The sequence below is a fragment of the Flavobacterium sp. GNP010 genome (genome assembly GCF_056428945.1).
On the sequence record NZ_JBWJVK010000010.1, the window covers coordinates 1 to 13645 of the forward strand.

A 13645-nucleotide genomic window follows, 5' to 3' on the forward strand; every position below is an offset into this window, starting at 1 on the left:
TAAAGGGTCGAGGCAGTTTTTCTATTATTTAGTAAAACTTTCGGATAGCTGTGATCAAAACCATAAAATCTTGGTGCGGTAGAATCAGAATTAAAAATTATAAAATATATTTACAATAAAATTTAACTTCAAATACCTCTTGTGATAACTACACTGAAAAACAATACGCTTACCGCGCAAATTCAACATTTAGGAGCTGAATTGATTTCATTAAAATCGAATCAAGGGAAAGAATACATTTGGGAGGGAAATCCTGAATTTTGGGGAAAACATTCTCCAGTTTTATTTCCAATTGTTGGCACTCTAAAAAACAATACTTTTCATCATAATGAAAAAAACTACGAATTATCTAGGCATGGATTTGCTAGGGAAATGGAATTTCAATTAATTGATTCGACAGAAAATAGCGCAACTTTCTCTATTCAATCTTCTGAAGAAACATTAAAAGCATATCCTTTTGAATTTGAATTGCATTTGATTTACACATTAGAGGAAAATAATTTATCCATTGTATATAAAGTAAATAACAAAGGGAAATCTACGATGCCTTTTTCTATTGGTGCGCATCCTGCTTTTGCTTTACCAAACAAATTTGAAAACTATGCTATTGCTTTCGATTCAGATGAATCTTTGGAATATTACCTTTTGGAGAATGATTTAATTTCGAATAAAACGAAGCAATTAGACGTTCAGAATAAACAAATTCCGCTGACGTATGAATTGTTTAAAAACGACGCTTTGATATTCAAAACAATACAATCTAAATCGTTGACTATTTTAGAAAATGAAAATCCAATTTTAAGAGTACATTTTGAGGATTTTCCAAGTTTAGGAATTTGGACAAAAATGAATGCGCCCTTTATTTGTATTGAACCTTGGTTTGGCTACTCTGACACCAATGAAAATTCTGGAAATTTATTTGAAAAAGAAGGAATTCAAGTTTTAGAATCCAATGCAACTTTCCATTCAAAATTCAGTATTGAAATCCTTTAATTAAAAAATGCAAATATGTTAACTATAAATTTCAATCCATTTCCAAATTTAGAAACCGAACGCCTGCTATTAAGAAGAGTAGATTCTAATGACATAAAGGAGATTTTCGCCTTGCGATCCAATCCGGAAACGATGAAGTACATACCAAGGCCTTTGGTAAAAACCGATGAAGAAGCTTTAGCACACATTGCCATGATAGATGGCAAAATAGACAGTAATGAAGGGATCAATTGGGCGATTAAGTTGAAAGATAATGCGAAATTAATTGGAATAATTGGTCATTACATGATAAAGCCAGAACACTATCGTGCAGAAATTGGATATATGTTACTCCCAGAATACCATGGAAAAGGAATTGTATCTGAAGCAGTGAAAGAAGTGGTTAAATACGGATTTGAGGTGATGAAATTACATTCTATCGAGGCTGTCCTTGACCCTGAAAATTATGGATCTGCAAAGGTTTTAGAAAAAAATGGCTTTGTAAAAGAAGCGCATTTAAAAGAAAATGGATTTTTTGAAGGACGATTTTTAGACACTGTAATTTATTCTATTCTAAATAAATAGTTTCCACAGTCGTAACAATTTAAAATTTTATCATACGTTAAAACATACACGAAGCACAAAAACTTAAAACTAAACAAAACATTAAGCGCTACATTTGCGTTTCTTTTAAACTCCGTAAAACATAAAAAGTACGATTTTACAACCTATGAAAAAATTATTTATACTTTATTTGGTATTCAGTTCTATGCTATTAACGGCACAAACCTATATAAAAGCAAATGCTTTTACAACAATTTTGACGCTACCCAATATAGGTATCGAAACGAGCATTGGAGAAAAATCGACGTTACAAGTTGATGTGCTAGCGTCGTTTTGGAAATCAGTAAACGGTAAACCTCGGGAATTTTACACGTTCACGCCTGAATATCGATACCATTTCAAAGAAAAGCATAATGGCTTTTATGCAGGTGCACACATTGGGGCAAGTATTTATAATTTTCAAAAATGGAACTATCTAAATACAGATCTATATGAAAAGGGTTTTGGATACTTTATTGGCTCCACAATTGGTTATCAAGTGAAAATAAATGAGAAATTTATGTTAGATTGTTTTCTAGGAGGTGGTTGGCATCAAGGATACTATAAAGGTTATTATATCAGTACAGGAGAGCGTTATGAAACCGTAACGAACTATAATAAAAGTGGCGAATGGTTGCCTTATCGTGGAGGCGTAATGGTCTCTTATAAATTAAACTAAACTTATTGAACGAACTTAGAATGCGATTTAAGGTATAAATCTTCAACTTGTTTTCGAGCCCAATCCGTTTTGCGTAGAAAAGTTAAACTAGATTTTACGCTTGGATTAGCAGTGAAACACTTAATTTTAATGAGTTCCCCCAAAGTGTCAAACCCATAATGTGCCACTAATTGTTCTACTATTTTTTGAAGTGTAATACCGTGAAGCGGATCTTTTGATTTTAAATTTTCCATTTTGTAAAGATATAAAATCAGTAAATACTAATTTTTTTAAATTCATTTTTATGAAAAAACTACTTTTGATATTCGCTTTTTTTATTTTCCAATTGAATTTTGCACAACAAAAAGTCACTACTTATTTCTTCATTCGACATGCTGAAAAAGTAGATAATTCTCAAAATCCAGACCTATCCGAAAAAGGTTTAGAAAGAGCCAAACTTTGGAACGAGATATTTGCTGAAATTAATTTTGATCAAATATATGCTACTGATTATAAGAGAACAGTTCAAACTGCTCGTGTGACTGCGGCTGCAAAAAAAATAGAAATCAAACTATACAATCCTAAAAACATAATTAAAAATGATTTCCTTACAGAAACTGTAGGTAAAACAATTCTTATTGTTGGACACAGTAATACTACTCCAAATTTTGTCAATCAAATAATCAACCAAAATATATATACAGACATTCCTGATAGTACTTTTGGAAATATTTATATTGTGACTATAATAGGTGATGTGATTACGCACCAACTCTTGAAATTGCCCTAAACCGTTGCTAAATCTTTAATTTTTGTTACCTTTGTATTATGCTAAAAACTGTAAACATATTCAATAAGAGAGCTAAATTCGACTATGAAATAATAGAAACATTCAATGCTGGAATTGTTTTAGCAGGTACCGAAATAAAATCCATTCGGTTGGGAAAAGCGAATATCACTGAGAGCTTTTGTGAATTCAGCAACAGCGAACTTTTTGCAATAAATACATATATCGAAGAATATACTTTTGGAAACCAATTCAACCACAAAGCGAGAAGCGAACGGAAATTACTTTTGAAAAAAAAGGAATTGAAAGGGCTTCTAAAAAGTGTTCAAGCCAAAGGTCTTACCATAGTTCCTTTGAAATTGTTTACCAATGAAAAAGGATTGGCAAAACTACAAATTGGACTTTGCAAAGGAAAGAAAACCTACGACAAACGCGAATCCCTAAAAGAACAAGACACAAAACGCGACTTAGACCGAATCAAAAAATCATTTTAAATTGAAAAAAGAATGAATTAAATTTTTTTATTTTTCAAAAAAATGACTAAATTTGTCAAGACAATTTAAAACACATTTAAAATGAAAACACTTCTCAAAAATGCAAGAGAACAAAAAGGGCTCAAAACCAGAGAAGTGGCGCAACTTTTAGGAATTGACCAAGCTTTAATAAGCAAGTTTGAAAGTGGCACTAGAAAACCCACTCGAGAACAGGTGGTCAAGCTCGCAACACTTCTTGATATTGACTTAGAAACGATTATGGTTGCTTGGCTGAAAGAAAAAATTCTTTACGAAATAGGTCAAGATGAGTTCGCACTAAAAGCATTATTAGTTGCAGAGCAGGAAATTAGATATCAAAGCAAACCCACAAAGAAAAAAGTATCTACTACACTTCAAAAAATTTTAGATGAAATAGATACTTTAAAGACACAACTAGATGGGTTTCGCCAGTTTGATAGCTATAGGATCGCACAAGCATTAGAGCTAGAATATACGTTTGAAAGTAATCGCATCGAGGGAAATACAATGACTTTGCGCGAAACAGATTTAGTTATCAATGAAGGTTTAACGATTTCCGGAAAAAGTATGCGGGAACATCTAGAAGTCATTAATCATCAAGAGGCAATTGCTTACATCAAGGATTTGATGCAAAGAAATAGTTCTATAAATGAGCGCGAAGTACTGTCTATACACAATCTTATTTTGAGAGGCATTCAACCCGAAGATGCCGGGCGTTATAGAAAAGTTCAAGTAATGATTCAAGGAAGCAGTCACATGCCACCCCAACCTTTTTTGGTAGCTAAGGAAATGGAAGATTTCTTTATTTGGTATGAAACTAATAAATCAACTCTACATCCGATAGTTTTGGCAGCAGAAATGCATGAACGTTTGGTTACTATTCATCCCTTTATTGATGGCAATGGTAGGACTTCGCGCTTAGTCATGAACTTGGTTTTATTGCAACATGGCTACATCATTGCCAATATCAAAGGATATTATGAAAGTAGAATGCGCTACTATCAAACACTGGAAACAGCACAAACTAAAAACTATAAAGAAGATTTTTTACTATTCATCGCTCAAATAGAAAAAGAAAGTCTAGAACGCTATTTGAGTATTATTGGTCAATAAAATCCATCTTTAGCTGATTTCCCTTTGGAAGAATGTTAAAGATGGAATTTTAGTTTTTATCTTCTAATAAAGGAACAAATCGAAATTCACCAAATTCATGTTTTTCGAATTGAGTTTCATTTTTTCGAATAAGTAAGGTCATTATTTGAACATCTTCTCCTAACGGAATAACAAGCCTACCTCCTATTTTTAATTGCGCCATCAACGGCTGAGGAATAAACGGCGCTCCTGCTGTAACTATAATACTATCAAATGGTGCATAACTTGGTAAGCCCTTGTAACCATCACCAAAAGAGAGATGTTTGGGACGAATATTCAATTTTGGAAATAGTATTGAAGTTTGTTTGAACAATTCTTTCTGTCTTTCAATACTAAAAACCTTAGCACCTAATAAGCACAAAACAGCAGTTTGATATCCTGAACCTGTTCCGATTTCTAAAACTTTATGCTCTTTTTTTACCTCTAATAATTGAGATTGAAAAGCAACAGTATAAGGTTGGGAAATTGTTTGACCTGCGCCAATGGGAAACGCTTTGTCTTGATAAGCGTAATCTTCAAAACTGGAATTCAAAAATAAGTGTCTTGGGATTTTTTTTATAGCATCCAAAACATTTTTATCGACAATCCCTTTTTGCTCTAAAACGCTTACTAATTGATTGCGAAGTCCTTGATTCTTGGCTGTATCTTTCAAAATTTACTATTTTATTTTGGTAAAAATAGCAAAGAATTTCTGATTTCAAATGTTGGATTATAAAATTAAATTTAACGGAATAATTGTCTCATATCGATAATAGATTAATCATTTTATTGCTATTTTTGTAAAAATTACATCGTTATGCTGAAAATTGGAGTATTAGGTGCTGGTCACCTAGGAAAAATACATTTGCGTTTATTACAACAATCTGATCAATACGAATTGGTTGGTTTTTATGATCCCAATCAAGAAAATGCAGAAAAGGTTTCGAAAGAATTTGGATACAAACATTTTAGTACCATCGCCACTCTTATTCACGCAGTAGATGTAATTGATATTGTAACCCCAACGCTTTCTCATTATAAATGTGCAAAAGTTGCTATTAAATCGGGCAAACACGTTTTTATCGAAAAACCCATTTCAAATACCGTTGAAGAAGCTGAAGAAATTATCGCTCTAGCCAATGAATACAATGTAAAAGGGCAAGTAGGTCATGTGGAGCGTTTCAATCCAGCATTTATAGCTACAAAAAACATGATTGAAAACCCAATGTTTATTGAAGCACACCGTCTGGCTGAATTTAATCCTCGTGGTACCGATGTTCCTGTAGTTTTAGATTTAATGATTCATGATATTGATGCTATTTTGAGTGTTGTTAAGTCTAAAGTAAAAAATATTAGTGCCAGCGGCGTTTCGGTTATTAGTGACACACCAGATATTGCAAATGCTAGAATTGAATTCGAAAATGGTTGCGTAGCTAATTTAACAGCAAGCCGAATTTCGATGAAAAACATGCGTAAATCTCGTTTTTTCCAAAAAGACGCATACATTTCAGTGGATTTCTTGGAAAAGAAATGTGAAGTGGTAAAAATGAAAGATGCTCCGGAAGTTCCAGGCGATTTTGATATGATTTTACAAAATGCCGAAGGTGTAAAAAAACAAATTTACTTCTCGAATCCAGATGTAGAACAAAACAATGCCATTCTGGATGAATTAGAATCGTTTGCCGATGCTATCAATACTAACTCAACTCCAACAGTGACTTTAGATCAAGCTACAGAAGCACTTCGTGTAGCCTATCAAATTATTGATTGTTTTAAGAGATAATCTTTCCATTTTAAACTTTAAAATATTTAAATCCAAAATAAATAATGAAAACAATAGCCGTAATCGGAGCAGGGACAATGGGGAATGGAATTGCTCATACCTTTGCTCAAAGTGGTTTTACCGTAAAATTAATCGATGTTTCTGAGCAATCATTAGACAAAGGAATGGCTACTATTGCCGCAAATTTAGATCGAATGATCGCAAAGGGAACGATCACCGAGGAAGATAAAGCCAAAACAATAACTAACATAATAACCTATACCGATATAAAAGATGGTGTTGTAGGTGTCGATTTAGTGGTTGAAGCAGCTACTGAAAACGTAGAATTAAAGCTAAATATTTTCAAGCAATTGAATGATGCTTGTTCTCACGATACCATTTTAGCAACCAATACGTCTTCCATTTCCATTACTCAAATTGGAGCGGTTGTGACACATCCAGAACGCGTTATCGGAATGCATTTTATGAATCCAGTGCCAATTATGAAACTGGTAGAAATCATTCGTGGGTACAATACTAGTGCTGAAGTGACAAAAACCATCATGACACTCTCAGAGAAACTGGGAAAAACACCTGTTGAAGTAAATGATTATCCTGGTTTTGTTGCCAATAGAATTTTGATGCCGATGATTAATGAAGCAATCGAAACATTATACAACAAAGTAGCTGGAGTTTATGAAATTGATACCGTAATGAAATTAGGAATGGGTCAACCTATGGGGCCATTACAATTAGCTGATTTTATTGGGCTTGATGTGTGTCTAGCTATTTTAAATGTGATGTATGATGGGTTTAAAAATCCAAAATATGCGCCGTGCCCATTATTAGTCAATATGGTTCGAGCAGGAAAAATGGGAGTGAAATCCGGTGAAGGTTTCTATGATTATTCTGAAAGTAAAAAAGCCGAGAAGATTTCTAAACAATTTATATAGTCTCAATGTTTAAAAGTGGAAAGTCTTAAAGTCCGTTTCTTTAGACATTCGACTTTAGGACTTTAAGACTTTTGACATAATTATGGCTAAAATAGTTCCTTTTAAAGCAGTAAGACCTACGCGTGACAAAGTTTGTCTCGTAACATGTAGATCTTATGAAGAATACGTAAATGCAGAGCTTGCAGCGCAATTGGATTTTAATCCGCTATCTTTTTTACACATTCTAAAACCCGCATATACCAACCAAGAAAGCGTATCTTTTGAGAAACGATACCGACAGGTACATCAAAAATATGAAGATTTCAAAAATGAGGTCATTTTAGTAAAAGATAAAAAACCAGCCTTATATATTCATAAAATTGTAACCAAAACACAATCTTTTACAGGGATTATTGCAGGAACAAGTGTAGCTGATTACCAAAATGATATCATCAAAAAACACGAAGATATTATTGCTTTTAGAGTTCGATTATTGAAAGAGTATATGAAATATTCGAAGTTCAATACCGAACCGGTTTTAATGACCTATCCTGACAATAAAACCATTGAAAACTGGATTTATAATTGTACACAAAAGTTAGCCGATTTTGAATTTTCGACAACAAAAAAAGAAATTCATTATCTGTGGAAAATTGAGGATACCTTAGAAATAAATTGGCTTCAGAACATTTTCGAAAAAACGGAAAGTCTTTATATCGCAGATGGGCATCATCGAACTGAAGCTTTAAAATTGCTATCCGAAGAAAATAAGGGTACTGAAAATCAAGCAACAAATCATATTCTTAGTTATTTAATTGCTGAGAATAATGTAAAAATATATGAGTTCAATCGCTTAGTAAAAGATTTAAACGGACTATCAAAAGAGGATTTTTTAATAGCCCTTGCAAAGGATTTCACTGTAAACAACAAATTACAGCAACCATTTCAGCCAACGGAGAAGCATCAATTTGGGATGTATCTTGATAATGAATTCTATAGTTTAGATTTAAAATCTAAAAATGAAAATTTTGAAACTGCCTTAGACAGTTTAGACACTCAGATTCTTTATAAAAAAGTGTTACTTCCTATTCTTGCAATCGAAGATTTACGTAACGATGAACGAATTGAGTATCTCTCTGGAAAGCAATCTGTGCAAGAAGTAAAAAATAAAATAGATCAAGGAGAATTTGAAATTGGTTTTATTATGTATCCTTCAAATATAAGTGAGATAAAAGCTTTAGCCGACGCTAATCTTATCATGCCGCCAAAAAGTACCTATATTGAACCTAAATTTAGAAGCGGATTAGTGGTTTACGAACTTTAATAATAATGCTACTATTTAAAAAATAAAAAAATTTAAAAATGTCAATAGCTCAAAAATTACTAAATATACTTGCATCTTTACCGCAAAATGTTACTCTTGTTGCCGTTTCTAAAACAAAACCAATTCCTGACTTAATGCAAGCTTATGAAGCCGGTCAACGCATTTTTGGAGAAAATAAAATTCAGGAAATGGCAGAGAAATGGGAAGCGATGCCTAAAGACATTCAATGGCACATGATAGGTCATGTTCAGACCAATAAAGTAAAATATATGGCTCCGTTTGTAAGCTTAATTCATGGAGTCGAAAGTTTTAAATTACTACAAGAAATCAATAAACAAGCACTAAAAAACAACCGAGTAATAGACTGCTTACTGCAAATTTACATAGCTAAAGAAGACACTAAATTTGGACTTGATCAAGCTGAACTAGATGAAATACTAGCATCAAATGAATTTCAGTTACTGAAAAACATTCGCGTGGTCGGTTTAATGGCAATGGCAACTTTTACAGACAATAACGACCAAATAAAAAATGAATTCACCTTTTTGAAATCAATTTTCGACAAAACAAAAAAACTAAAAATTGAAAATTGCCAACTAGAAATTATCTCTATGGGAATGTCAGGCGATTACCAATTAGCAATAGAGTGCGGTAGTACCATGGTTCGTATAGGAAGTAGTATCTTTGGAGGACGAAATTGATTAACGATTTTTGATTAACGATTTTTGATTAACGATTTTTGACGCTAGCTATAGTAAACTGGCGAATCATTTCAGATGTTTCTTAACTTGAAACATTAAACATTAAACAAAAAATTTGTACGCAATACTAGACATAGAAACCACTGGAGGACAGTTCAACGAAGAGGGAATCACTGAAATCGCTATCTATAAATTTGATGGTCATGAAATAGTGGATCAATTCATCAGTTTAGTCAATCCTGAAATCCCAATTCAACCCTTTGTAGTCAAACTTACTGGCATCAACAACACCATGTTGCAGGGTGCTCCCAAGTTTTTTGAGGTTGCAAAACGCATCATCGAAATGACCAATGACTGTATTGTTGTGGCTCATAACGCATCTTTTGATTACAGAATCCTACGAACAGAGTTTAGACGATTAGGATACGATTTTGAAGCACGAACGCTCTGCACCGTAGAATTATCAAAAAAATTATTGCCAGAACAACCTTCCCACAGTCTAGGAAAACTAGTTCGCGCACTTGGCATCCCAATGGCAGATAGACATAGAGCCAGCGGAGACGCATTAGCAACAGTCAAATTATTTAAAATTCTTTTAGAAAAAGATTTAGAAAAAGAGATTGTCAAGGATTTTATAAAGCTCGAAATCGAGAAAGGAATTGCTCCAAAATTACTGGATATCGTGGCTAGCCTACCTGCAAAAACAGGAATCTATTACATCCACAACGAAAAAGGAAAATTGATTTATATTGGCAAAAGCCGAAACATAAAAAAGCGAATTAACCAGCATTTTACTGGGACAACTACAAAGTGCAAGAAAATACAAGATGAAGTATTTACAGTTACCTATGATGAAACAGGTAGTGAATTGATCGCCTTACTCAAAGAAAGTGAGGAAATAAAAATCAATAAACCAATTTATAACAGAGCACAACGAAAAAGTATTTTTCAACTCGCTTTATATGCCGAGAAAGATGAAAAGGGCTATCTTAACCTAAAATTACAGAAAGCAGACGGTCGAAAAAAAGAAATCACCTCTTTTACTTCGATCCAAGAAGGAAAAAACGCCCTGTTTAGAATAACGTCTCATTATCAATTATGTCAAAAATTGACTGGCTTGTATGTCACTAAAACCAACTGTTTTCAATATACTATAAAAGAATGTGATGGTGCCTGTATTGGATCAGTATCCTCAGAAGAATACAACGCCAGAGTACAAAATTTCATCGATAAAAATAGTTTCGAAAACCAAAATATGCTGCTTATCGATAAAGGAAGAACCATCAGCGAACGATCAGTTGTTATGATCGAAAACGGCATCTATAAAGGATTTGCCTTTTACGATTTAAATTACCAAATCAATAATGTAGAGATCCTCCGTAACATTATCATCCCAATGCAAAATAATCGTGACACAAAAAACATCATTCAAGGTCATGTACGAAGAAACAAAACGCTAAAAATAATAAAATTTTAAAAGTCTAATTTAATTTGTAGCTATTCCAGCTGTACACTGCAACTCCTCATTATTCCAGTTGTTTTTCTAGGGCATAAAAGGAACTTCCTTTGGTCGTTCTTTTAAACCCATAAAAACTAACTTTCATAATTCCGGGGTTTTCGCTTCCATCTGGGCTAAGAAAAATGAAATACTTAATCACTATTATCGGACCAACAGCCATCGGGAAAACTTCCTTAAGTATCGTTTTGGCTAATTACTTCAAATGCGAAATCATTTCCTGCGACAGTAGACAGTTTTTCAAGGAAATGACAATTGGGACAGCAGTGCCAAGCAAATCAGAGCTTGAGACTGTAAAACACCATTTTATCCAGAATAAATCTATTTTTGAAATCTATACGGTAGGTGATTTCGAAAAAGAAGCAATTACAAAACTAGACGAATTATTTTTAACAAATGATTATGCCATAGTAGTAGGTGGATCTGGTTTGTATGTAGACGCTATTTTAAAAGGTTTTGATGAATTTCCAGAAATAGACGCTTCAGTTCGCGCTACTATAAACACTAATTACGAAAAACTGGGCATCGGATATTTACAACAAAATCTCGAAGTACTAGACCCTAATTATTATAAAACACTATCCATCGAAAATCCACAAACCTTGCAAAATCCGCAACGCATGATGCGTTTTGTAGAAGTATGCATAGGTTCAGGAAAACCATACTCTTCCTTTATAAATCAGAAACAAAACAGTCGCAGCTTTACACCTATTTTAATTGGTCTGGAAGCCGACAGAAAGGTAATTTATAACCGAATCAATCAGCGCGTAGATCTCATGATAAATGAAGGACTTCTAGCTGAAGCAAAAACGTTATTCCCAAATAAAGAGCTGAATGCGCTGCAAACCGTGGGTTACAGAGAACTATTCAGTTATTTTGATAGAGAAATTTCATTAGAATTTGCTGTCGAAGAAATAAAGAAAAACACCAGACGATTTTCTAAACGCCAACTGACTTGGTTTAAAAGAAACGAAAATACAAAATGGTTTGATTTTGAAACGCCTTATGAAACTGTTGTTGCATACATAAATTCAAAGAAATAATCCATAATTTCTATACCTACAATTAAAACTTATAATTTATAATTCATAATTCTCAACATGCCTATCTCTCCAAATTTCACCTCAATTTTAAGCAAAGACTGGGAAATCAACTTTACACAATGCACACCAAATGGCTATTTAAAATTCACAGATCTGTGTAATATTTTGCAGTTAACGGCGGCAGCACATTCAGAAGTGGGTGGCATCAGTTTTACAGACATGCAGGAATTCGACCAAGCATGGGTTTTGAGCCGAATGCGTGTTGAAATCTCTAAATTACCAAAATGGGGAGATACTGTAACCGTAACAACATGGATCAACTCCTTAGAGAACTCGCGTTCCGTTCGGGCATTGGAAATGCATGTAAATGGAGAAAAAATTGTGGGTTCTGAAACTTTTTGGGCAGTTTTTAATACAAAAAAACGTCGGCCAGAAGGGTTGGCTTTACCGTATGAACATTTTGAATTATATCCTGAAAAAAGAGCTACACTAAATGGTTTTTCTAAAATAAACTTCAATAATGAGAAGGAAATCCTTTTTGAAAAAATAGTATTCCTATCTGATTTAGATATTGTAAACCATGTCAATAATGTCAAATACCTAGAATGGTGCTTGGATATGGTTGATGAAAATATAATATTAAATCAAAAAATTAAAAGTTTTGAAATGAACTTTTTAAAAGAATTATCTCTAAAAGATAAAGTGATAATTCATGAAAGTATTTCTAAAACTGAAACGGTTTTTAGTATTACAAAAGAGGACAAGACCTGTTTTGCTTTACAATTGAACTGGAGATAGCACAATTTCATTTGGAATTTTTCCGAAAATTTCTGCTATAAAATAAAAGTACTTTATTCTACAAAATCCTAGCCCTGATAGCAGTGAAAATCCTTTTTTCTCGTTTCTTTAAAGAGAAAAAAGATTGAAACGAATAGCAGGAAATGGCTTCAAAAAAAAGCCTCAATTTCTTGAGGCTTGTATCATTTATTGTGCTACTTTATTCTTAACCACTAATCTAAATCCTTCTCCGTGAATGTTCAAAATTTCTACATCTTCATCCAGTTTTAGATATTTTCTTAACTTAGCGATGTAAACATCCATACTTCTAGATGTAAAATAGTTGTCATCTCTCCAGATTTTTGTCAATGCTAACTCTCTTGGCATCAAATCATTTTCGTGAAGAATCAACATTTTCAATAATTCATTCTCTTTTGGAGATAATTTTATTGGTTCTTCAGTACTGAAAGTTAAAAAACGTAGTTTAGAATTCAAATGAAATTTACCAATATTAAATTCAAATTGAACTTGCTCAGCCTTCGTATCAGATGCTTTTCTTTGAATTATTGCTTTAATTTTCATAAGCAAAACTTCAGAGTCAAAAGGTTTATTCAAGTAATCATCAGCACCAGCTTTATATCCTTTAAGCACATCTTCTTTCATTGATTTTGCTGTCAAAAATATAATTGGAACTTCATTATTTTTCTCTCTAATTTCTTTTGCTAAGGTATAACCGTCTTTATACGGCATCATCACATCCAGAATACATAGGTCATACGTATCCTTTTTGAACTTTTCAAATCCTTCCATCCCATTCTTTGCCAAGGTTACATCAAAATCATTTAGCATTAAATAATCTTTTAAAACCGCACCAAAATTTAAGTCATCTTCAACTAAAAGTATTTTTTTATTTACATTTTCCATATA

Annotated in this window: 16 protein-coding genes; 13 read left to right on the plus strand and 3 right to left on the minus strand. The window is 33.0% G+C overall.

Annotation, left to right across the window (positions count from 1 at the left end; genetic code table 11):
- Window positions 1-141 precede the first annotated feature (141 nt).
- The 3 genes from AC061C_RS05830 (at window position 142) to AC061C_RS05840 (ending at window position 2254) form a co-directional block, all read left to right on the plus strand.
- Window positions 142-993, plus strand: a complete 852-nt coding sequence (locus tag AC061C_RS05830) for an aldose 1-epimerase family protein (RefSeq protein ID WP_478290386.1) — start codon at window positions 142-144, stop codon at window positions 991-993.
- Window positions 994-1008: 15 nt separating this feature from the next.
- Window positions 1009-1557, plus strand: coding sequence for a GNAT family N-acetyltransferase (locus AC061C_RS05835; RefSeq protein ID WP_478290387.1), 549 nt, complete (start codon window positions 1009-1011; stop codon window positions 1555-1557).
- Window positions 1558-1702: 145 nt separating this feature from the next.
- On the plus strand, window positions 1703-2254 hold the full coding sequence (locus tag AC061C_RS05840; RefSeq protein ID WP_478290388.1) for a DUF3575 domain-containing protein: 552 nt from the start codon (window positions 1703-1705) through the stop codon (window positions 2252-2254).
- A gap of 2 nt (window positions 2255-2256) precedes the next feature.
- On the opposite strand, the gene AC061C_RS05845 is transcribed toward AC061C_RS05840, so the two are convergent.
- Window positions 2257-2487 (minus strand): VF530 family protein, encoded by a 231-nt coding sequence (locus AC061C_RS05845; protein ID WP_478290389.1) that lies wholly within the window; start codon window positions 2485-2487, stop codon window positions 2257-2259.
- A gap of 50 nt (window positions 2488-2537) precedes the next feature.
- On the opposite strand from AC061C_RS05845, the gene AC061C_RS05850 reads away from it, so the two are divergent.
- The 3 genes from AC061C_RS05850 to AC061C_RS05860 all read left to right on the plus strand — a co-directional run bounded on the left by AC061C_RS05850 (window position 2538) and on the right by AC061C_RS05860 (window position 4645).
- A complete protein-coding gene (locus tag AC061C_RS05850) occupies window positions 2538-3023 on the plus strand; it encodes a SixA phosphatase family protein (protein ID WP_478290390.1) in 486 nt (161 codons plus the stop codon).
- A 38-nt stretch (window positions 3024-3061) separates the two neighbouring features.
- Complete coding sequence (smpB, locus tag AC061C_RS05855) at window positions 3062-3514, plus strand: SsrA-binding protein SmpB (RefSeq protein WP_309760254.1); 453 nt, start codon at window positions 3062-3064, stop codon at window positions 3512-3514.
- Between the two features lie 81 nt (window positions 3515-3595).
- Entirely contained in the window at window positions 3596-4645 is a 1050-nt protein-coding gene (locus AC061C_RS05860) for a Fic family protein (protein ID WP_478290391.1), read from the plus strand.
- Between the two features lie 49 nt (window positions 4646-4694).
- Here AC061C_RS05860 and AC061C_RS05865 read toward each other — a convergent pair whose 3' ends face one another.
- Window positions 4695-5336 carry a protein-L-isoaspartate(D-aspartate) O-methyltransferase gene (locus tag AC061C_RS05865; protein ID WP_478290392.1) on the minus strand — a complete coding sequence of 214 codons (642 nt, stop codon included), beginning with the start codon at window positions 5334-5336 and terminating at the stop codon, window positions 4695-4697.
- A gap of 144 nt (window positions 5337-5480) precedes the next feature.
- On the opposite strand from AC061C_RS05865, the gene AC061C_RS05870 reads away from it, so the two are divergent.
- The 7 genes from AC061C_RS05870 (at window position 5481) to AC061C_RS05900 (ending at window position 12739) form a co-directional block, all read left to right on the plus strand.
- Window positions 5481-6446, plus strand: a complete 966-nt coding sequence (locus AC061C_RS05870) for a Gfo/Idh/MocA family oxidoreductase (RefSeq protein WP_417967897.1) — start codon at window positions 5481-5483, stop codon at window positions 6444-6446.
- Window positions 6447-6490: 44 nt separating this feature from the next.
- Complete coding sequence (locus AC061C_RS05875) at window positions 6491-7378, plus strand: 3-hydroxyacyl-CoA dehydrogenase family protein (protein WP_417947120.1); 888 nt, start codon at window positions 6491-6493, stop codon at window positions 7376-7378.
- 82 nt (window positions 7379-7460) lie between these two features.
- Window positions 7461-8681 (plus strand): DUF1015 domain-containing protein, encoded by a 1221-nt coding sequence (locus AC061C_RS05880; protein WP_478290393.1) that lies wholly within the window; start codon window positions 7461-7463, stop codon window positions 8679-8681.
- A gap of 38 nt (window positions 8682-8719) precedes the next feature.
- Complete coding sequence (locus AC061C_RS05885) at window positions 8720-9382, plus strand: YggS family pyridoxal phosphate-dependent enzyme (protein ID WP_478290394.1); 663 nt, start codon at window positions 8720-8722, stop codon at window positions 9380-9382.
- Between the two features lie 115 nt (window positions 9383-9497).
- Window positions 9498-10859 (plus strand): exonuclease domain-containing protein, encoded by a 1362-nt coding sequence (locus AC061C_RS05890; RefSeq protein WP_478290395.1) that lies wholly within the window; start codon window positions 9498-9500, stop codon window positions 10857-10859.
- 164 nt (window positions 10860-11023) lie between these two features.
- The gene (gene miaA / locus AC061C_RS05895; protein ID WP_478290396.1) at window positions 11024-11941 is read left to right on the plus strand and encodes a tRNA (adenosine(37)-N6)-dimethylallyltransferase MiaA; all 918 of its coding nucleotides are present in this window, start codon (window positions 11024-11026) and stop codon (window positions 11939-11941) included.
- A gap of 57 nt (window positions 11942-11998) precedes the next feature.
- A complete protein-coding gene (locus AC061C_RS05900) occupies window positions 11999-12739 on the plus strand; it encodes an acyl-[acyl-carrier-protein] thioesterase (RefSeq protein ID WP_478290397.1) in 741 nt (246 codons plus the stop codon).
- A gap of 186 nt (window positions 12740-12925) precedes the next feature.
- On the opposite strand, the gene AC061C_RS05905 is transcribed toward AC061C_RS05900, so the two are convergent.
- Entirely contained in the window at window positions 12926-13642 is a 717-nt protein-coding gene (locus AC061C_RS05905; protein WP_309759815.1) for a response regulator transcription factor, read from the minus strand.
- Between the last annotated feature and the right edge of the window lie 3 nt (window positions 13643-13645).

What these genes read in the sequence shown, in the direction of transcription:
- AC061C_RS05905 (WP_309759815.1), bottom strand. Translation starts at nt 13,642, where the DNA reads ATGGAAAATGTAAATAAAAAAATACTTTTAGTTGAAGATGACTTAAAT.
- AC061C_RS05845 (WP_478290389.1), bottom strand. Translation starts at nt 2,487, where the DNA reads ATGGAAAATTTAAAATCAAAAGATCCGCTTCACGGTATTACACTTCAA.
- AC061C_RS05840 (WP_478290388.1), top strand. Translation starts at nt 1,703, where the DNA reads ATGAAAAAATTATTTATACTTTATTTGGTATTCAGTTCTATGCTATTA.
- smpB (WP_309760254.1), top strand. Translation starts at nt 3,062, where the DNA reads ATGCTAAAAACTGTAAACATATTCAATAAGAGAGCTAAATTCGACTAT.
- AC061C_RS05870 (WP_417967897.1), top strand. Translation starts at nt 5,481, where the DNA reads ATGCTGAAAATTGGAGTATTAGGTGCTGGTCACCTAGGAAAAATACAT.
- AC061C_RS05835 (WP_478290387.1), top strand. Translation starts at nt 1,009, where the DNA reads ATGTTAACTATAAATTTCAATCCATTTCCAAATTTAGAAACCGAACGC.
- AC061C_RS05885 (WP_478290394.1), top strand. Translation starts at nt 8,720, where the DNA reads ATGTCAATAGCTCAAAAATTACTAAATATACTTGCATCTTTACCGCAA.
- AC061C_RS05900 (WP_478290397.1), top strand. Translation starts at nt 11,999, where the DNA reads ATGCCTATCTCTCCAAATTTCACCTCAATTTTAAGCAAAGACTGGGAA.
- AC061C_RS05860 (WP_478290391.1), top strand. Translation starts at nt 3,596, where the DNA reads ATGAAAACACTTCTCAAAAATGCAAGAGAACAAAAAGGGCTCAAAACC.
- AC061C_RS05880 (WP_478290393.1), top strand. Translation starts at nt 7,461, where the DNA reads ATGGCTAAAATAGTTCCTTTTAAAGCAGTAAGACCTACGCGTGACAAA.
- miaA (WP_478290396.1), top strand. Translation starts at nt 11,024, where the DNA reads ATGAAATACTTAATCACTATTATCGGACCAACAGCCATCGGGAAAACT.
- AC061C_RS05850 (WP_478290390.1), top strand. Translation starts at nt 2,538, where the DNA reads ATGAAAAAACTACTTTTGATATTCGCTTTTTTTATTTTCCAATTGAAT.
- AC061C_RS05875 (WP_417947120.1), top strand. Translation starts at nt 6,491, where the DNA reads ATGAAAACAATAGCCGTAATCGGAGCAGGGACAATGGGGAATGGAATT.